The sequence below is a fragment of the Streptomyces pseudovenezuelae genome, from assembly GCF_029892565.1.
GTDB classification, from domain to species: Bacteria; Actinomycetota; Actinomycetes; order Streptomycetales; family Streptomycetaceae; genus Streptomyces; species Streptomyces pseudovenezuelae_A.
The window spans coordinates 104971-123409 of the sequence record NZ_JARXVH010000014.1 but is presented as its reverse complement, the minus strand read 5'-3'; the positions used below and the strand labels follow the sequence as shown (position 1 = coordinate 123409).

17 protein-coding genes and 1 tRNA gene are annotated in these 18439 nt (G+C 69.5%); 13 read left to right on the top strand and 5 right to left on the bottom strand.

Annotated features, from left to right (window positions below; all coding sequences use genetic code 11):
* The first annotated feature begins 132 nt into the window (after window positions 1-132).
* From M2283_RS36075 to M2283_RS36050, 6 genes are all read left to right on the top strand, one after another.
* Window positions 133-1392, top strand: coding sequence for a LuxR family transcriptional regulator (locus M2283_RS36075; RefSeq protein WP_280880699.1), 1260 nt, complete (start codon window positions 133-135; stop codon window positions 1390-1392).
* Window positions 1393-1661: 269 nt separating this feature from the next.
* Window positions 1662-2615, top strand: coding sequence for an ATP-binding protein (locus tag M2283_RS36070; RefSeq protein WP_280880698.1), 954 nt, complete (start codon window positions 1662-1664; stop codon window positions 2613-2615).
* 22 nt (window positions 2616-2637) lie between these two features.
* Window positions 2638-4548, top strand: a complete 1911-nt coding sequence (locus M2283_RS36065; protein WP_280880697.1) for a LuxR family transcriptional regulator — start codon at window positions 2638-2640, stop codon at window positions 4546-4548.
* 161 nt (window positions 4549-4709) lie between these two features.
* Window positions 4710-4925 (top strand): hypothetical protein, encoded by a 216-nt coding sequence (locus tag M2283_RS36060; protein WP_280880696.1) that lies wholly within the window; start codon window positions 4710-4712, stop codon window positions 4923-4925.
* A gap of 511 nt (window positions 4926-5436) precedes the next feature.
* Complete coding sequence (locus M2283_RS36055; protein WP_280880695.1) at window positions 5437-6633, top strand: ThiF family adenylyltransferase; 1197 nt, start codon at window positions 5437-5439, stop codon at window positions 6631-6633.
* Window positions 6630-7238, top strand: a complete 609-nt coding sequence (locus M2283_RS36050) for a GNAT family N-acetyltransferase (RefSeq protein WP_280880694.1) — start codon at window positions 6630-6632, stop codon at window positions 7236-7238. The genes M2283_RS36055 and M2283_RS36050 overlap by 4 nt, the downstream gene beginning before the upstream one ends.
* A 68-nt stretch (window positions 7239-7306) precedes the next feature.
* Here the strand turns inward: M2283_RS36050 and M2283_RS36045 are convergent, their stop codons facing one another.
* From M2283_RS36045 to M2283_RS51745, 3 genes are all read right to left on the bottom strand, one after another.
* A complete protein-coding gene (locus M2283_RS36045; protein ID WP_280880693.1) occupies window positions 7307-7630 on the bottom strand; it encodes a hypothetical protein in 324 nt (107 codons plus the stop codon).
* 42 nt (window positions 7631-7672) lie between these two features.
* Window positions 7673-8467 (bottom strand): FkbM family methyltransferase, encoded by a 795-nt coding sequence (locus M2283_RS36040; protein ID WP_280880692.1) that lies wholly within the window; start codon window positions 8465-8467, stop codon window positions 7673-7675.
* 724 nt (window positions 8468-9191) lie between these two features.
* The gene (locus M2283_RS51745; protein ID WP_348538950.1) at window positions 9192-9377 is read right to left on the bottom strand and encodes a hypothetical protein; all 186 of its coding nucleotides are present in this window, start codon (window positions 9375-9377) and stop codon (window positions 9192-9194) included.
* 96 nt (window positions 9378-9473) lie between these two features.
* Here M2283_RS51745 and M2283_RS51740 point away from each other — a divergent pair, with 96 nt between their 5' ends.
* Entirely contained in the window at window positions 9474-9605 is a 132-nt protein-coding gene (locus M2283_RS51740; protein ID WP_348538949.1) for a hypothetical protein, read from the top strand.
* Between the two features lie 76 nt (window positions 9606-9681).
* On the opposite strand, the gene M2283_RS36030 is transcribed toward M2283_RS51740, so the two are convergent.
* Window positions 9682-10386, bottom strand: a complete 705-nt coding sequence (locus M2283_RS36030; RefSeq protein ID WP_280880691.1) for a hypothetical protein — start codon at window positions 10384-10386, stop codon at window positions 9682-9684.
* A 506-nt stretch (window positions 10387-10892) separates the two neighbouring features.
* Window positions 10893-10964: transfer RNA gene (locus M2283_RS36025), tRNA-Arg, on the bottom strand.
* A 117-nt stretch (window positions 10965-11081) separates the two neighbouring features.
* Between M2283_RS36025 and M2283_RS36020 the strand changes: the two genes are divergently transcribed.
* The 6 genes from M2283_RS36020 (at window position 11082) to thrB (ending at window position 18190) form a co-directional block, all read left to right on the top strand.
* Window positions 11082-11627 (top strand): response regulator, encoded by a 546-nt coding sequence (locus tag M2283_RS36020; protein WP_432423176.1) that lies wholly within the window; start codon window positions 11082-11084, stop codon window positions 11625-11627.
* A gap of 328 nt (window positions 11628-11955) precedes the next feature.
* Window positions 11956-13029 (top strand): ArgS-related anticodon-binding protein NrtL, encoded by a 1074-nt coding sequence (gene nrtL / locus M2283_RS36015; RefSeq protein ID WP_280880689.1) that lies wholly within the window; start codon window positions 11956-11958, stop codon window positions 13027-13029.
* 16 nt (window positions 13030-13045) lie between these two features.
* A complete protein-coding gene (lysA, locus tag M2283_RS36010) occupies window positions 13046-14437 on the top strand; it encodes a diaminopimelate decarboxylase (RefSeq protein WP_280880688.1) in 1392 nt (463 codons plus the stop codon).
* Window positions 14438-14604: 167 nt separating this feature from the next.
* Window positions 14605-15903 (top strand): homoserine dehydrogenase, encoded by a 1299-nt coding sequence (locus M2283_RS36005; RefSeq protein WP_280880832.1) that lies wholly within the window; start codon window positions 14605-14607, stop codon window positions 15901-15903.
* 6 nt (window positions 15904-15909) lie between these two features.
* Window positions 15910-16968 (top strand): threonine synthase, encoded by a 1059-nt coding sequence (thrC, locus tag M2283_RS36000; RefSeq protein WP_280880687.1) that lies wholly within the window; start codon window positions 15910-15912, stop codon window positions 16966-16968.
* Window positions 16969-17260: 292 nt separating this feature from the next.
* Window positions 17261-18190, top strand: coding sequence for a homoserine kinase (gene thrB, locus M2283_RS35995; protein ID WP_280880686.1), 930 nt, complete (start codon window positions 17261-17263; stop codon window positions 18188-18190).
* The last annotated feature ends 249 nt before the right edge of the window (window positions 18191-18439 follow it).

Sequence of the window (18439 nt, the reverse complement as noted above, 5' to 3'; positions counted from 1 at the left end):
GATTCCGCCGGGGCTGTTCGGCCGGGAGCAGTCACTGAACGCCATCGACGGCCTCTTCGACCGGCTGCACGGGGAGACCTCGATCGACGCCTGGGGCCCGAGGGCGGGGCGATCGAGCGCACGCTGCTGCTCGTGGGCGAGCCCGGCATCGGCAAGACCTCGCTCCTGGAGGCCGGGGCCAAGAAGGTCAAGGACCAGGGCGGGCAGGCCCGTTGGGTGCTCGGCCGACCCGAGGAGGCCGGGCTCGCCTTCAGCGGACTCGACGCACTTCTGCACCCCTGGCACAAGACCCTGGCCGGCGAGGATCAGTCGCTCATGGCCTGGGCCGCGCTCGGCGCCGCCGCGTGGGCGCTGGACGAGACCGAGATGGCCGTACACCTGCTCGGCACCATGCTGGAGATCTACCGCCAGGCCTCCACCGCCGGCGCGAACGCCACCGTGGCCTCGGCGCACGCGCTCGCCCTCTTCGAGGTCGGCCGCTGGCCCGCCGCCCTCGCCAGCCTGAGCGAGTCCGACCGGGCGGCGTCCGCCGTCGGCGGGATGGAGCTCGCCACCGTCAGCAACCACATCCTCGCCAGCGCGCTCGCCGCCGTGCGCGGGGACAGCGAGCGGGCCAAGCAGACGCTCGCCGACGCCGTCCGCGACTACGACCTGCGCGGCACCCGCACCTTCGACGTGCGCGCCCGCCAGGCGAGCGCGCTGGCCGCACTGGCGGAAGGCGATCACGAGGCCGCGTACTTCCACCTCAGCCGGTACTTCCACCACGACGGCAGCCCCGTGCACTTCCACAGCTCCTTCCACGGCCTCGGCGACCTCGCGGCCGGCGCCGTACGCACCGGCCGGTCCGAGGAGGCGCGGGTCACGCTCGACACGGCGATGCGGCACCTGCCCGCCAAGATCTCGCTGCGGCTGCGTCTCATCCTGTGCCGAGCCCAGGGTCTGCTCGCCGACGACGCCACGCGCACCGAAGAGCTGCTCCGCGAGGCGGCCGCCAACCCCGACGGCGACCAGTGGCCCTTCGAACGCGCCCTAGCGCTGGCCGACTTGGGGGAGTGGCTACGGCGCCGGCAGCGACCGGCCGACGCCCGGGCGCCGTTGGGCGAGGCGCTGGAACTCTTCCAGGGGCTCGGTGCGGTGCCCTGGACCACCCGCACGGCGGCGGAGTTGCGGGCCACCGGCGTCGACACCGCCGAGGGGCGGCGCCCCGACGCGACCATGGAACTCACCCCGCAGCAACTGGCCATCGTCCAACTCGCCGCGCAGGGGCTGTCGAACAAGGAGATCGCGGCCCGGCTGTTCCTCTCGCCGCGGACTGTGGGATTCCACCTCAACCGGGCGTTCCCCAAGCTCGGCGTCACCTCACGCTTCCAACTGCGGGACGTCGTCGCCTGAACGGGCAGTTCTTCCGGCCCGATGACGGCCTGAGAGGGCAAGTCAGGTCGTCTGACAGAAGCCGCCGAGCACACCGCCACCCCAGACTGACGGTGTGACCACACGCCGGACGACGGAGACCGGAGCACCGGTCGCGGACAGCCGGAACCCGGCGGCGTCCCGTTGACGATCAGCAGGTGAAGCCCGGGGCGAGCCGCCCCGTTCGGCTGTCCACCCACGGCAGCGCATCACATGGTGGCGCCCTACCCAGAACACAGGGGGAGTGCAGGATGAGCCGCACGATTTCCCGCTTGGCCGGACAGGACAAGTGGCTGTTCCTCTCACCGCCGGACCTTCGGACCGGCAGCGATACGGTGACGGGCGCGCCCTCTCCGGCGGACGCGCAGGGTGCCTTCCGCCTCGTGGGCCGCTCGACGGAGCTGCGGATCGTCCACTCCCTGCTCACCGCTGCCGTCGACCGGGGCGCCGCGCTGATGCTGACCGGAGCGGCCGGGGTGGGCAAGACCGCGCTGCTCGACGTGGCGGCGCAGCGGGCGGCCGAGGCCGGCTTCCGGGTGCTGCGGGTCACCGGCTCGCAGTTCGACCGGACCGTCAGCTTCGCGGGGCTGCACCAGATGCTGCAGCCGCTGTCCGAGGAGATCGCGGCCCTGCCCTCCCGGCAGGCGGCGACCCTCCAGGCCGTGCTCGGACTGTCCGAGGGGCAGCCGGTCGAGTTCATCGCCATCGCCAGTGCCGTACACGCCGTACTCTCCCAAACCGCCACCAGGGCAAGGCCGTTGGCTCTGATCATCGACGACGCTGCCTGGCTGGACCGGCCCAGCGCGATGGTGCTGGGGATCGTCTCCCGTTACGTGCGCGCCGGATCCATCGCCCTGCTGGCCGCGTCCCGGTCCGGCGACGAGTCCCTCCTGAGCGGCACCGGAATGGCCACGCACGAGATCCAGCCCCTGGACGGCAGCGCGGCGACCGCGTTGGTGGCGGAACGATTCCCCGCCCTGGCCCCCCGAGTCCGCCGGCGCCTGGTCGCGGAGGCCTGCGGCAACCCGCTGGCCCTGCTCGAACTGCTCAGCACGCAACCGACCGCAGCAGACCGAGCGGCGCACACTGCCGGCCGTCCTCCCCCTGACGGAGCGGCTCAAGCGGATCTACTGCGAAGGCGTCAGCGCCCTCCCGGCCGGCACCCGCAAACTGCTCCTGCTGGCGGTCCTGGACGGCTCGGGTGACCTGCGCACCCTGCGGCGCGCGATGGCGACCCCCGACGCCCAGCCCGGACTGTGCCCCGCCGAACGGACCGGCCTCGTACAAGTCGACGTACAGACAGGCCAGTTGGTCTTCCGTCACCCGCTCACCCGGTCCGCCGTCATGGAACTGTCGACCAGCGCCGAGCGCCGATGGGCCCATCAGGTGCTCGCCGAGGAGTTCCCGGCCGGTTCCGAACGCCGGGCCCTGCACCTGGCCGACGCGGCGGTCGGTCCGGACGAGCAGGTGGCCGTCCTCCTGCACGAACTCGCCTACGGCACCCTGCGCCGCGGTGACGCCGTCGGAGCCATCAACGCCCTGCTGCGCGCCTCGGAGTTGAGCGCCACCGGGGCGGGCAAGGGGCGACGGCTGGCCGAAGCGGCCTGCCTGGGCGCCAACGTCACCGGCGATCTGCGCAACGTGCGCGACCTCCTCGACAACGCCACCGGCGCGGACTCCCGGGCCACCACGTCCCTCCCGGCCGCCGTCGCCGCGGCCAGCCAACTCCTCAACGGCGAAGGCGACGTGGACACCGCCCAGCGGCTCCTGGTCAACGCGATCGACAACCACGCCGTCCTGCCCCAGGGCGACGACGACGCCATGCTCCGCGAGGCACTGCACACCCTGCTCAGGGTCTGCTTCTTCAGCGGCCGACCGGACGTATGGCACTCCCTCGACACCGCGCTGACCCGCCTCCACCCGAACACTCCGGACCCCCAACTCCCCATCCTGCGCGCCACTTTCGGCGACCCGGCCCACACTGCGCTGCCCGTGCTGCCCCGCCTCGACGAACTGATCGCCGGCCTCCACCGCGAAACGGACCCCACCTGCATCGTCCGTACGGCCGCCGCCGGCGCCTACGTCGACCGCCTGCCGGGCAGCCGCAGTTCACTCCGGCGCGTCGTCGACGACGGCCGCGGCGGCGGAGCCGTCACCCTGGCGATCGAGGCCCTCTTCCTCCTGGCCAACGACGCCTACGCCACCGGCCAGTGGGACGACGTCCACGACCTCGCCAACGAGGGCCTGGGCTGGTGCACGACGTACAACTACCGCCTCCAGGCGTGGCCGGGCCGCTTCATGCAGGGCCTGCTGGCCGCCGCCCGAGGCGACGACAAGACCGCGCGCACGGTCGCCGACACCCTCGTCTCGTGGGGAAACCCGCGCGGCCTGGGCACCCTGCGCACCTACTCCGCCCACATCAAGGCCCTGTCGGCCCTGGGCAACACGGACTTCGACGTCGCGTACCACCACTTGGCGTCGGTCACCGAGGCCGGCCGCCTGACCTCCCCCCACGACCTGTGGCTCCTCTGGGACTTCGTCGAGGCCGCGGCGCACAGCGGCCACCACGCGGAAGCCGCCGCCCACTTGGAAGCGGTCCGCGCCCTCGACATCCCCGCGATCTCCCCACGCCTGGCGATGATCACGGACGGCGCGGCGGCCATAGCCGACCAACACTCCGTCGACCGAGACCTCTTCGAACGCGCCCTCGCCACCCACAACGCCGAGTGCTGGCCCTTCGACCTCGCCCGCATCCACCTCGCCTACGGCGAACGCCTCCGCCGGGCCCGAGCGAGCGTCGCGGCCCGCCCCCACCTCACGGCCGCCCTGGCCACCTTCGAACGCCTGGGCGCGACCCCCTGGACCACCCGAGCGGCGAACGAACTCCGAGCAACGGGCCTGCAAACCCGCCCGACCGACCCGACGGAAACCCGCCCTTCCCCCCTGACCCCCCAGGAATGGCACACAGCCCAACTGGCGGCGACGGGCCTGACGAACAAACAGATAGCGGCCCAGCTTTTCCTGTCCCCGAGGACGGTCGCGGCCCACCTGCGAAACGCCTACCCCAAGCTGAACATCACGTCGAGGGCGGGGTTGCGGGACGCGCTCACGGGGCTGGCGGGGGAGCTTGAGGGTTGACGGCCGAGAGCTGAAGGCTGAGGGCCGAGGGCGGGGTGTGGAGTGCCGAGGGCTGAAGGCCGAGTGCCAGGTGTCGAGTGCCGAACGATCTGGCAGCACGATCGGCGCAGGCATTGCACCAACACACGTGCTCCTGCTCGACTGACCCGATGTTGATCAACTTGATTCTCCGAGTCCTGCCGTTCTGGACCCGCGAACCTCTCGTCATCTCCGTCTGCCTCTTCTTCGCCGGCCTCGCCCTCTACTGGTTCTTCATGGTCGGAGAGTGGCCAAGGGCCGCGTTCGGCCTCGCGTTCCTCGCCGTCGCGGTCCTGAGGGCCTTCGTCCTGCGCCGCGAGTGGAGATCCCGCCCGAGAGCCGGCCAGACGGCCGGATGAACCCGCGACGACCGTGTCGAGCACTACGGGACCTGTACGGCAATCGCGACCGCGTCGAGTGGGTCCACCCGGAGCCCGTGTCAGTGCCCGCGGCTATGGTCTTCAACGCGCGGCCGGCTTCCGGGGGTTCCAGCTCCGCAGGGAATGGTTGCATCCCTGGCCTGTCCGGGGGCGGCCCGGAGACTCGTCCGGGACCCAACCGACGGCCGGGCTTCGTCGATGGCCAAGCAGTGACCTGCCAGCGCCGGCCGCGCACCCTCTCGCGAGGGTCCGGGCAGGCGCACGCTTCCGACTGTGTCGATGGGTCAGGTCTCGCCCGTACACCCGTGGACGGGGCTGAACGAGACGGAAACCGAGACGGAAACCGAGACGGGGGCAATCGTCCTGATGGCGGGGCGTGCGTGGGTGCGGAAGTGGTGAGAGGGCGCGAAGAGGTCGCGCATGAATTCGAATGCGCGCTCCCGTGTGACAAGGGCTTTCCAAGATCGTTCGGCTGGTAGCTTCCCGCCTCGTGATTCTTTCGGATACCACCGCATACGAGCACACACGGTTGTACCCAGAGCAGGTCCAGGGCGGGCAGGACACGTTCCGGCCCGTCCTGTTCAACTCCTCCGACGCGGAGGGAGAGGCGGCGGTGACGGCGCTGCTGGAGTCGGGTGCCGTACGAGAAGTCCATGACCGCATCGACGATCAGCTGGAGGAACTGGTCCGCTGTCTGTCGCCGGGAGCGGTGCTGGACGCGCGGGGCCTGGCAGCGGCCGTCACCGATGCGTGCGCGGGAGTTCCCCGTCGGCGCTTTGGCACCTGGGTCTGGTATCCGTGGTCGGGACGGCTGGTCCACGTACTGCCGGCCGAGGAGTTCCGCCTGGTCCGCACCGACCGCAACCGGGACAAGATCACGCGTACACAACAGCAGGCGCTGCTCGGCCGCCGTATCGGTGTGCTCGGTCTGTCCGTCGGCAACAGTGCGGCGCTCACCTGTGCCATGGAGGGCGTAGGAGGATCGTTCCGCCTGGCGGACCTCGACCGACTGAGCCTGTCGAACCTGAACCGGTTGCGCGCCGGTGTCCACGACCTCGGCGTGGAGAAGACGGTCCTGTGCGCACGCCAGATGTACGAGATCGACCCCTATCTCGACATCGAGATCCACCGCCGGGGCGTGACGGAGGAGACCATCGAGGACTTCTTCGGCACGGGCCCTGACTCGGGCCCCGGCTCCGGTTCCGGTTCCGGTTCCGGGCTGGACCTGCTCATCGAGGAGTGCGACACCCTGTGGGCGAAGGTCGCCGCCCGGGAGTGCGCCCGCGCCCGGCGCATCCCGGTCCTGATGGACGCCAACGACCGTGGCCTGCTGGACGTGGAACGCTTCGACGAGGAGCCCGACCGTCCCCTCTTCCACGGCCGGGCCGACGGGCTCACCGCCCACGACGTCCGCGGTCTCGACCGCGCCGGGGCACTCGACGTCCTGCTGCGGATCGTGGACCCGAGCCGTCTCAGCCCGGCGATGACCGACGCCCTCGGCCGGATCGGCCGGACCTTGTCGAGCTGGCCGCAACTGGCCAGCGGCGTCATGCTCGGCGGAGCCCTGGTCACCGACACCGCCCGACGCGTCCTGCTGGGCGCTCCGGTGCCCTCGGGCCGCTACTACGTGGACCTCGAAGCCGTCATCGCCGCCGACCACGCCACTCCGGTCGGAACCTCGTCATGACACACATCCCCGAACTGCACGGTGATCACCTGTGGCTGCGCGAACTGCGCGTCACCGACCTCGCGCCCTTCGAACGCATCTACACCCACCGCGTTCTGACCCGCTATCTCGGTATCGACCGTATGGACCCCCGCCAGGCACAGGACGCCTTCGCGCAGTGTCTCGCGCAGCCCCACAGCCACCCCCGTCGTCGGCACACCCTCGCCATCTGCGCGCCCGACGAAGACGTCATGGTCGGCACCATGGGGCTCCTGGTCGAGGACTACGGCAGCAACGCCATGCTCACCGGCCTGGTCCTGCTGCCCGACGCACCCGTGCGCGGCCACGGCCCCGAGGCCGGACGCCTGCTGATGGCCTACGGCTTCGGCCCACTCGGCCTGCACCGCATCTGGGCCGGCCACCGAGCCGACCACACCCGCATGCACGACGTCATGCTCGCCGCGGGCCTCCAACCCGAGGCAACGCTCCGCGAGTTGTTCCACACCCAGGGCCGCTGGCACGACGTCACCACGTACGCCGCGACGGCCCCGCAATGGCGCCGCTCGGCGACCTCAGCCGAACAGACCATCCTCAACGGCAGCCACCGCACCCTCCAGCCGGCCTGAGAATCTCCTCGGGAAACGGCTCGGCCGTGCGGCCTCCACAGGGAGGAGGGGCCTTCCGCATGTCGTGCCTACGGGCGTGGCAGGTCGTGGGGTAGGTCGCAGACGTCGTCCCGGATGTGCAGCCTGCGGAGGTCCTGGACCAGTCCGGAGGGGTACGGATGCATCGCCCACTTGGCGCGATAGCCAGCCTCGCCATGCTGCCCGAGCACAGTGCCGGCGGCATTCCAAACAGCGTGAGCGAACGCCGGACGTGGAGAGGTCGACTGCCAGATCACGGTGCCGTCGGAGTCCGGGTGGTCGAGGCTGACGGCGATGTCGGGGAACTCGTGGATGGTCACCTTGATCGCGTCATCCGTGGTGCGGAGCAGGACATGCGTCAGTCGGGAACGCACATCATGCTGTGAGCCGGCACCACTGCCGGGTGTTGCGCGTGGTCAGGGCCTGACCGCGAACACCATGCCGATGTCGCCGGCCCGCTGCACCGAGTCCTGCTCGGCGCTGACTGTGAAGCCGTGTGTGAGGAGGACCTCGCAGACCGTGTCGCGGTTCTGCTGCCAGCCCTCCACCTCGACGACGGCCTGGCGGACCAGCGGCCAATGCCGTTCCTCGATGCCTCTGAGTACCTCGAGTTCGGCGCCCTCCACATCGACCTTGAGCAGGTCGATGTGGTCGATGCCCTGCTCGTCGAGCACCGATGAGAGGGGCCTGACCTTCACCCGGTGCGTCTCAAGACGCCGCAGCACCCGCAGCTTGCGGCTGATGAGAAGAGTGAGGACGGGGGCGGGTACGCGGCGCAGGACCGGTCCCAGGCCGCCCTGGCGGATCATTTCGACAACGCTGGCGGTGACCCGGCGCCGTTCATCCTCGATGTTCCCCTGATCCCGCGAGGAGGACGAGAAGATCGTGGCGGCCGGAACGTAGCTGAAATCGAGCTCGTCGTCACGGGAGGCCAGGCCGTAAGGGAGCGCGGTCAGACGTCCGTTGAAGAACTCGCGAGCATTGCGTTCGAGTGTCGCGTGGAGTGGCGGCATCGGCTCGAAGGCGTAGATCCGCACGTCCCCGTCCAGCCGTTCGTAGACGGCGGCCGAGAACACCCCGATGTTGGCGCCCACGTCGAGTACCGTCGCGCCCGGCGTGCACTCGATGCCGTGGGTGAAGTAGCCGCCCACCTCCTCGCGCAGGAAGGACGCCTCCCAACGGTTTATGCTGTGCAGTTCGATCGCACTCATGGCCATGACAAAGTGATTTATCAGGGTTGGAGCCAACAATCCAGCCCGCACCCTTCGCTTCGGCCGCGTCCCGGACCCACAGGGTGTGACATCGGCCCACTCTCATAACGGTGGCGAAGGTGCAGGTGAGCGAGGTCACCGCCAGTGACGACAGTCGTACTCGCGCGTCACTGTCTGCAGTCGTCCGCTGACGTTGATGTCAGTAACGGATGTCGGCTCCTTGCCGCACCTGCCCAGCAACGTAGAGAAAGTCTGAGCCAACCGAGGCTCGGTTGCAGCCTGACGGACAACTCCAGGTCGTCGCCGGGGAGGTGGAGTTCCTCCATGGCCAGCGGCTTGTCTCCCTCTGTGAGCGTCACGCGGATGACGTGCAGGAGGTGGGACACCTTCAGGCAGGCGGAGGACCTGTGCCTGGGAGCGGCAGGCGGGAGCGGGCGTACTCCGTGAAGTGGGGTTCTTGGTCCAACGCGGCGAGCGCTTCGTAGAGTTCTGGTGCTGGCAGCGGTGCCTTTTCCTCGTACTTGGCGCCGACTAGGACAGAGAACAGTACGTACATGCGGTGGAATTGGTGGAGTTGTCCATGGCTGGCGGTCTACAACGCGTCGTACATGAACATCCGCCCGCTCGGCGAGACACGGAGGAGATCCGCCAACGCCACGGGGGCGCCCGTGCAGGTGGCTACCTGGGGCTCGGCGTCTGTCCATCGGATGCCGTCGGCCTCCACCTAACGGTCTGCGGCGAAGTGCGCACCGTGCCGATACCGCCTGCGATGGTGAGGCTGCTCCGTGAGCACTTGAAGGAGTTTCGGTACGGCGAAGGACGGCTGGCTGTTCTCCAGCGAGCGGGGGAACGGGATCGCGGCCTCGTCGTACTCCCGGGCGTGGAAGCAGGCTTGGGAGCTGGCGATCATCCTGCACCAGGTGACCTCGGTGCTGGCCTTCCCTCCGTACGACCTCCGTCACGCAAGCGTCTCCCAGCGACTCAACTCTGGCGAACCCGCCCCGAGGTGGCGGCCCGTGCCGGCTGCTCCGTCGACGTCCTGCTGAAGATCTACGCCAAGTGCATAGACAGTCAGGAGCAAGAGATGAACGACCGGACCCTGAAGGGTCTGGGAGAGGAGGGTGACACCGACGACTGACAGACACGGCCCACACGCGAGCCCCGGAGCAATCCGGAGCTTTGTCGTGCCGGAGGCGTATTGGACCCTCGCGCTGCTACGGGCCCCGCTCCACAGGAACTGCCGGCAGACCCGCGGCTCCGGTCAAGGTGGCGGGCTCGAGAAGTCCCGCTACTACAGCCTGGATGATGACGTCGTTGGCTATCCGTTCGCTGCCCACTCCTGCGATGTAGAGCCGGAAAGGCACGATCAGCATGAGCGCCCACCAAGGGGAGTAGAGCCAGATGAGGGCGGCTGCCAGGCCTACGAGGGAGTAGCCGACGTTTTTGCGGAACTCGGCCTCGCCCACGGCTCGGTCGTACTCGTTGAACAAGTCGTAGTTGGCGATCAGGAGTTTGATACGAAGCTGCCTGGTCTCTCCAAGAACGTCGCGTGCTACGAGGTTGACCAGACCCTGCTCGCCCTGCTCACGCCGAGGATCTCTGATCTCATTCGGCTTCGGTATGGGCACTCGTCCTTGCGCTTGCAGGAAGCTGACCAGGTCATCGAACGCGAGCTTCGACACGCGAGGCGTGAGAGCCATCTGAATGTTCCTGAGTCTCGCTGTCTTCCGTGCTTCCTGCACGTTCACAGTGGCGACTCGGACCATCAACATCGCGCCGATGAGATACGCGGCGAAGGCCGCGGACGCCAGCAATGCGGCAGGGCCCATCAAACCGCCGAGACGATACAGGGACGCCCACACGCCACGTGCTTGCTCCCGCGTCGGCACTCGATGCTCCACGATCATCCAGAGCGTCAAGAGCCATATACACCCTGCCGACAGTGGTGCCCGGACGTCACGAAGGCCAGGCAGTAGGTTCGCCAGCATCTCTCCCCCTTGATCCAACGTGCTGGCCGCATGGGACAGCAGAGCCTTGGCGGGGTCCTGAGCAGCCGGGCCTGAAACGCTTGCCACCAGTGGGCGTTGCGTCAAATGGGTGGGGGTTGCTCGTCCGCACCCAGGGTCTCGCACTGCGGGACCTCACACGTGGCCAGCGTGAAGGCTGGAGACGGGCCGCGTGGCCACATGCCCGGGATCTTCACCTGAACGCGATCAGACGGAGAGACTTGGCCGCCTGCACAGAGACAGGACCAGGCGGCGGCAAACGGTCGGTGGCCTGCCGGAAAGCCCACCAAGATCATTACGTCGTCATTATGTGATCACTGACAAACGCCTGCTTTCAGAGGCATCCGCCTGCACAAACGCGAAGACCCCGCACTCAGCGAACGCGCTGATGGCGGGGTCTTTAGGCACCAAAATCAAGGTGCCCCCGGCAGGATTCGAACCTGCGCACACGGCTCCGGAGGCCGTTGCTCTATCCCCTGAGCTACGGGGGCGTGTCGGTGACGCGGAGTGCGCGGCGACGGGTTGAACACTACCAGCTCCCCCGGGGTGTTCATGAACGGGTTTCGCGGGGTCGGGGCGCCGGCGCGCGTCGCTCGCACGGGGTGGAAGTGGGGAAAACCCGGACGCGGTGGCCGGTCCGGACCTACTCTCGAGTTGTGCCAGGCGCGTCGGGCCGGGTTCTTGTTGTGGACGACAACAAGGTCATCCGGCAGTTGATCAGGGTCAATCTCGAGCTTGAGGGTCTCGAGGTCGTGACCGCGGCCGATGGTGCCGAGTGTCTGGATGTCATTCATCAGGTGCGGCCCGATGTGGTCACCCTCGATGTGGTCATGCCTCGGTTGGACGGACTCAGGACCGCCGCGCGGCTGCGTTCCGACCCGCGGACCCGTGAGTTGCCGCTCGCCATCGTCAGCGCCTGTACCCAGTACGAGGTCGAGAGTGGCCTCGACGTCGGCGTCGACGCCTTCCTCGCCAAGCCCTTCGAGCCCGCCGAACTCGTACGCCTCGTACAGGAGTTGATCGAGCGGAAGCGCAGTGGGCGGAGTGGGTGGGATGGGTCGAGCGAGCCGGACGGGGGAGACGGGGCCGGCGGGGGTGGGCTCGGGAGCGCCGTCGGGGCTGTCGGCGAGGCCGAGCGCGCCAATAGTCAGTAGTCCAATAGCGAGTAGCCCAGTAGCTAGTAGTCCAGTAGTTAGTAGATGGGTGAGGCGCTGAGGCCGCCCCAAGTGCGCCGCCCCAAGTACAGGGGCTGGGCCCAGTCAGAGTCATGGCGGAGTAGCGCCGCGCTGAGGGTGACCACGACTGGGGCGGCGTTGCCGTTCCGCCGGCCGCGAGTCCGTTGACGACACGCAGAGCAGCCGCCGGCATCCCGCTCCCGCAACCACCCCCGTCCGCGCCCCGCAACCACCCCCCCGTCCACATCCCGGGACCCCACCCAAACCGGCTCGCCTACCCACCCCCCTCCTCCCATACGCTTGTCCCGTGACCCCCGTCGAGCTCTCCCGTACCGTGCTGCGCGCGGTGCGTCGTGCTGTTGACGAGGGGGAGCTGAGGGTGACGGTGCCGGAGCGGGCCGTGGTGACCGTTCCTGGTCCCGGGGGCTGTGGCGACTACGCGACCAATATCGCCCTGCAGCTCGCACGCCCGGCCGGGCAGCCGCCCCGGCGTGTGGCGGAGATCCTGCGGCCGCATCTCGTCGAGGTGGCCGGCGTCGCCGACGTCGTCGTCACAGGGCCGGGGTTCATCAACATCAGCCTGCGGGACGCGGCGGACGGCGCGGCTGCACTCGTTGAGGAGATCCTGCGCGCCGGCCTGCGGTACGGGCACACTGACGCCCTCGCCGGGCAGGTCATCGAGTTGCGTATCCCGTACGAGGTTCGTGCGGAGGTCGTCGCCGACGCGGTCGTGCGGATCGTCGCCGCGCAGGGCGGCCGGGCCGAGGTCGATCACGGCGAACCCGTCAATCTCCGGCCCGTCCCCGCGCCAGAGGACCCGGCCCCGCTCGGCCCCGACGCCGCCCGCTGGGCCCTGCTCCACCCCGCTGCCCATGACCGGCCCCGCATCACCGCCGACCACCTGGTCCAGCGCGCGAGCAACCCTCTCTTCCGGGTCCGTTACGCCTACGCCCGCACCCGCGCCGTTACCCGCAACGCCGCCGCCCTCGGCTTCACCGCCGACCCCGCCGCCATCTCCGTTGCACTCGGCCTCGATGCCGCCGCACCTGGCACCGCCCCCTTCTCCGGCGGCGTGCCTCCTTCGCTCACCACCCCCACCCCCGGCGAGACCCCTCCTCTCACCACCCCCCTCCTGACCACCCTCGCCGACCACCCCCCCACCCTCACCCGCGCCGCAGACCACCGCGCCCCCGATCGTCTGGCCCGGCATCTCGTCACCGTCGCCGATGCCACCCTCGCCTTTCTCCCCACCGTGCTGCCGTTCGGTGACGAGAAACCCTCGGCCGCCCATCGCGCCCGGCTCGCGCTCGCCGAAGCCGCCGGGGCGGTGCTGGCCGCTGGCCTGTCCCTGCTCGGCATCGACGCACCCGATCACCTCTGAGAGAGCCACGACTGTCATGAGCCGTTCCGCACACCCCGCCGGGCCCCGCCACGCCGACGTCCTCCCCGAGGGGCACTACGCCGGCCCGCCCACCGACCTCAACGCCCTCGACTCCAAGGTCTGGGCGCAGACGGTGACCCGTGACGCGGACGGTGTCGTCACCGTCGGCGGTATGGACGTCAAGACCCTGGCCGAGGAGTTCGGTACGCCTGCCTATGTCGTCGACGAGGCCGACTTCCGGGCTCGCGCGCGGGCCTGGCGCAGTGCCTTCGGGCAGGACGCCGACGTCTTCTATGCCGGCAAGGCGTTCCTGTCCCGTGCCGTCGTACGGTGGCTCGACGAGGAAGGGCTCAACCTCGACGTCTGCTCCGGTGGCGAGCTCGCCACCGCCCTCTCCGCCGGGATGCCCGCCGACCGCATCGCCTTCCACGGCAACAACAAGTCCACGGAGGAGATCGACCGGGCCATCCGCGCCGGTGTCGGGCGGATCGTCCTCGACTCCTTCCAGGAGATCGTGCGGGTCGCGCACATCGCGCAGTCCCTCGGCAAGCGGCAGCGCGTGCAGATCCGGATCACTGTCGGGGTCGAAGCGCATACGCACGAGTTCATCGCCACCGCCCACGAGGACCAGAAGTTCGGGATTCCGCTTGCCGGGGGGCAGGCCGCGGAGGCTGTGCGGCGGGCGCTGCAGCTCGACGGGCTTGAGCTCATCGGGATTCACTCGCACATCGGGTCGCAGATCTTCGACATGTCCGGCTTCGAGGTCGCCGCCCACCGGGTTGTCGGGCTGCTGAAGGACGTGCGGGACGAGCACGGTGTCGAGCTGCCCGAGATCGACCTCGGTGGCGGGCTCGGGATCGCGTACACCAGCGACGACGATCCCCGTGAGCCCCACGAGATCGCCAAGGCGCTGACCGAGATCGTCACGCGGGAGTGCGAGGGGGCTCGGCTCCGCACCCCTCGTATCTCCGTCGAGCCCGGGCGCGCCATCGTCGGGCCCACCGCGTTCACGCTCTACGAGGTCGGCACCATCAAGCCGCTCGACGGGCTGCGTACGTACGTCTCCGTCGACGGCGGGATGTCGGACAACATCCGCACCGCGCTGTACGACGCCGAGTACAGCGTCGCTCTCGTCTCCCGTACCTCCGACGCCGAGCCCATGCTCGCGCGGGTCGTCGGCAAGCACTGCGAGAGCGGGGACATCGTGGTCAAGGACGCGTTCCTGCCGGCCGACCTGGCGCCGGGTGACCTCATCGCCGTACCCGCCACCGGTGCGTACTGCCGGTCCATGGCCAGCAACTACAACCACGTGCTGCGGCCGCCGGTCGTCGCCGTCAACGACGGTGAGGCGCGGGTCATCGTGCGGCGCGAGACGGAGGAGGACCTGCTGCGGCTCGACGTCGGGTGACAGCGAGGGGCCCGCGGTCCAGGAGATTTCCGGGACGGAAGATCTTCGGTTTTCCGGGGCCGTGGAAATGAAATCAATGTCTCACGATCCGGACAAAGGACAGAAACTCCCGTCCGGTGCGTGAGACTGTTCCCACCGTAGACGGTATGAGGAAACGAGGTCGGATGATGCGTACGCGTCCGCTGAAGGTGGCGCTGCTGGGCTGTGGAGTGGTCGGCTCAGAGGTGGCGCGCATCATGACGACGCACGCCGACGACCTCGCGCAGCGGATCGGCGCACCCCTGGAGCTCGCGGGTGTCGCCGTACGACGGCCCTCCAAGGTTCGGGACGGGATCGACCCGAGCCTTGTGACCACCGACGCCACCGCCCTCGTCAAGCGTGGGGACATTGATGTCGTGGTGGAGGTGATCGGGGGGATCGAGCCCGCTCGTTCCCTCATCACCACCGCTTTTGAACACGGTGCCTCCGTCGTCTCCGCCAACAAGGCGCTGCTCGCCCAGGACGGTGCCGCTCTGCACGCCGTCGCCGAGGAGCACGGGCGGGACCTTTACTACGAGGCCGCCGTCGCCGGTGCCATTCCGCTGATCCGGCCGCTGCGCGAGTCCCTCGCCGGTGACAAGGTCAATCGGGTGCTCGGGATCGTCAACGGGACCACCAACTTCATCCTCGACAAGATGGACTCCACCGGGGCCGGTTACCAGGAGGCCCTCGACGAGGCCACCGCCCTGGGGTACGCGGAGGCCGACCCGACCGCCGATGTCGAGGGCTTCGACGCCGCCGCCAAGGCCGCCATCCTCGCCGGCATCGCCTTCCACACGCGCGTGCGTCTCGACGACGTCTACCGCGAGGGCATGGCCGAGGTCACCTCGGCCGACTTCGCCTCCGCCAAGAACATGGGCTGCACCATCAAACTGCTCGCCATCTGCGAGCGGGCGCAGGACGGCGGGTCCGTCACCGCGCGCGTGCATCCCGCGATGATTCCACTGAGCCACCCCCTCGCCTCCGTGCGCGGCGCGTACAACGCCGTGTTCGTCGAGTCCGACGCGGCCGGGCAGCTCATGTTCTACGGTCCCGGCGCGGGCGGTTCCCCGACCGCCTCCGCCGTGCTCGGCGACCTCGTCGCCGTGTGCCGCAACCGGCTCAACGGCACTACGGGGCCGGGGGAGTCGGCGTACGCGGCCCTGACCGTGTCGCCCATGGGCGACGTCGTCACGCGCTACCACATCAGCCTCGACGTCGCCGACAAACCGGGCGTCCTGGCGCAGGTGGCCACCGTGTTCGCCGAGCACGGGGTGTCGATCGACACCGTTCGGCAGCATGGACGACAAGACGGAGACGGCGAGGCCTCTCTCGTCGTCGTCACCCATCGCGCGTCCGACGCCTCCCTCACCGGGACCGTCGAGGCGCTGCGCAAGCTCGACACCGTGCGGGGTGTCGCCAGCATCATGCGGGTTGAAGGAGAGTAACCAGCAATGACCCACCAGTGGCGCGGAATCATCGAGGAGTACCGGGACCGGCTTCCGGTGTCCGACAGCACGGAGGTCGTCTCCCTCCGCGAGGGCGGTACGCCCCTCGTGCCCGCGCAGGTGCTCTCCGAGCGCACCGGCTGCGAGGTCCACCTCAAGGTGGAGGGTGCCAACCCCACCGGGTCCTTCAAGGACCGCGGTATGACCATGGCCATCACGCGGGCCAGGGAGGAGGGCGCGCAGGCCGTCATCTGCGCCTCCACCGGCAACACGTCCGCGTCCGCCGCCGCCTACGCCGTGCGCGCCGGGATGGTCTGTGCCGTCCTCGTCCCGCAGGGCAAGATCGCGCTCGGCAAGATGGGCCAGGCCCTCGTGCACGGCGCCAAGATCCTCCAGGTCGACGGAAACTTCGACGACTGCCTCACCCTCGCCCGCGCCCTCAGCGACAACTACCCTGTGGCGCTGGTCAATTCGGTCAACCCGGTGCGCATCGAGGGGCAGAAGACGGCCGCCTTCGAGATCGTCGACATGCTCGGCGACGCGCCCGACATCCACGTCCTCCCGGTCGGCAACGCGGGCAACATCACCGCGTACTGGAAGGGCTACAAGGAGTACGCGGCCGACGGGGTCGCCGCCAGGACGCCCCGCATGTGGGGCTTCCAGGCCTCCGGCTCCGCGCCCATCGTGCGCGGCGAGATCGTCAAGGACCCGTCGACGATCGCGACCGCGATCCGCATCGGCAATCCCGCGTCCTGGCAGTACGCGCTGGCCGCGCGGGACGAGTCCGGCGGGTTCATCGACGAGGTGACGGACCGTGAGATCCTGCGCGCCTACCGGCTGTTGGCCGCGCAGGAGGGCGTTTTCGTGGAGCCGGCGTCCGCCGCTTCCGTCGCCGGTCTGCTGAAGGCGGCCGAGCAGGGCAAGGTCGACCCGGGCCAGCGCATCGTGTGCACCGTCACCGGCAACGGCCTCAAGGACCCCGACTGGGCCGTCGCCGGCGCCCCGCAGCCGGTCACCGTCCCGGTCGACGCGGCGACGGCGGCCGAGCGCCTCGGGCTGGCGTAACTCCGTACAACCGGCGGGCGCCGGGGGGTTTCCCGCGTGGGGGTGCACAGGGGGCTTACGACACGCATCGTGCGCCTCCTGTGCGCCCTATGTCGCCACAGAACCTTCCTTCGATAGGCTGTACCGAACCCGCCTGATGCATATGCCTCCACGCATGGAGCATGTGGGCGGTGCCGCGCCGTCTCCGCGGCCCGGAGACGGCCCCAGGGGTTTCCCCGTGGGACTCCCCGTACGCATCGAACTCCATCGAATGTCTTCGACAGTCACGCAGCTCAAGGAGAGTCATCGAGCGATGGCCGGTCCAGCCTTCCGCGCCGCCGCCGTCAGGGTGCGCGTTCCCGCCACCAGCGCCAACCTCGGCCCGGGCTTCGACGCCCTGGGCCTCGCGCTGGGGCTCTACGACGACGTGGTCGTCCGGGTGGCCGACTCCGGGCTGCACATCGACATCGCGGGCGAGGGCGGCGAGACGCTGCCCCGTGACGAGAACCACCTTCTTGTACGCGCGCTGCGCACCGCCTTCGACCTGCTCGGCGGACAACCGCGCGGCCTGGAGATCGTGTGCGCGAACCGCATTCCGCACGGCCGCGGCCTCGGTTCCTCCTCCGCCGCGATCTGCGCCGGCATTGTCGCCGCGCGCGCCGTGACCATAGGCGGCGAAGCGCGGCTCGACGACATCGCCCTGTTGGAGCTCGCGACCGAGATCGAGGGCCATCCCGACAATGTGGCGGCCTGTCTGCTCGGCGGATTCACGCTCTCCTGGATGGACTCCGGCGCCGCCCGCGCCATTTCCATGGAGCCCGCCCATTCCATCGTTCCGGTGGTTTTCGTGCCCGGAAAGCCGGTCCTCACCGAGACCGCGCGCGGACTGCTTCCGCGCACCGTGCCGCACGTCGACGCCGCCGCCAACGCGGGCCGTGCCGCGCTGCTCGTCGAGGCCCTCACCAGGCGCCCCGAGCTGCTGCTGGCCGCCACCGAGGACCGGCTCCACCAGGAGTATCGCGCTCCGGCCATGCCGGAGAGCGCCGCTCTGGTGGAGCGGCTGCGGGCCGACGGAGTCCCGGCAGTCATCTCCGGAGCAGGACCCACCGTGCTCGCGCTCGTCGACGGGGACAGCGCGGACAAGGTGGCCCATCTGGCGGGCGAGGGGTGGGCCGCCAACCGGCTCGACCTCGACGCCCAGGGCGCGTGCGTACTGCCGCTCGCGGCCTCCGGTGACATCTAGGAGTGCACGGTTGCCGGATTTCGAGAGGGGGAATGTTTGTTGGATCCGGTAGTGTTAATCTCAAGTCTGCACCCGACCCCACCATGGCGAGGTGCTTGTTGTCCCCGTCAGGGACAGACATTCTTCCGGGAGCCTCCCAAGCCGCACTGTGTTCCGTACGACGTACGTGGGCAGTACCTCGTACGCGGGCGCTGAGCGACTTGCCGGGCACGCTCCGGAATCGGTGCTACCGAGCCACGTGACACTGAA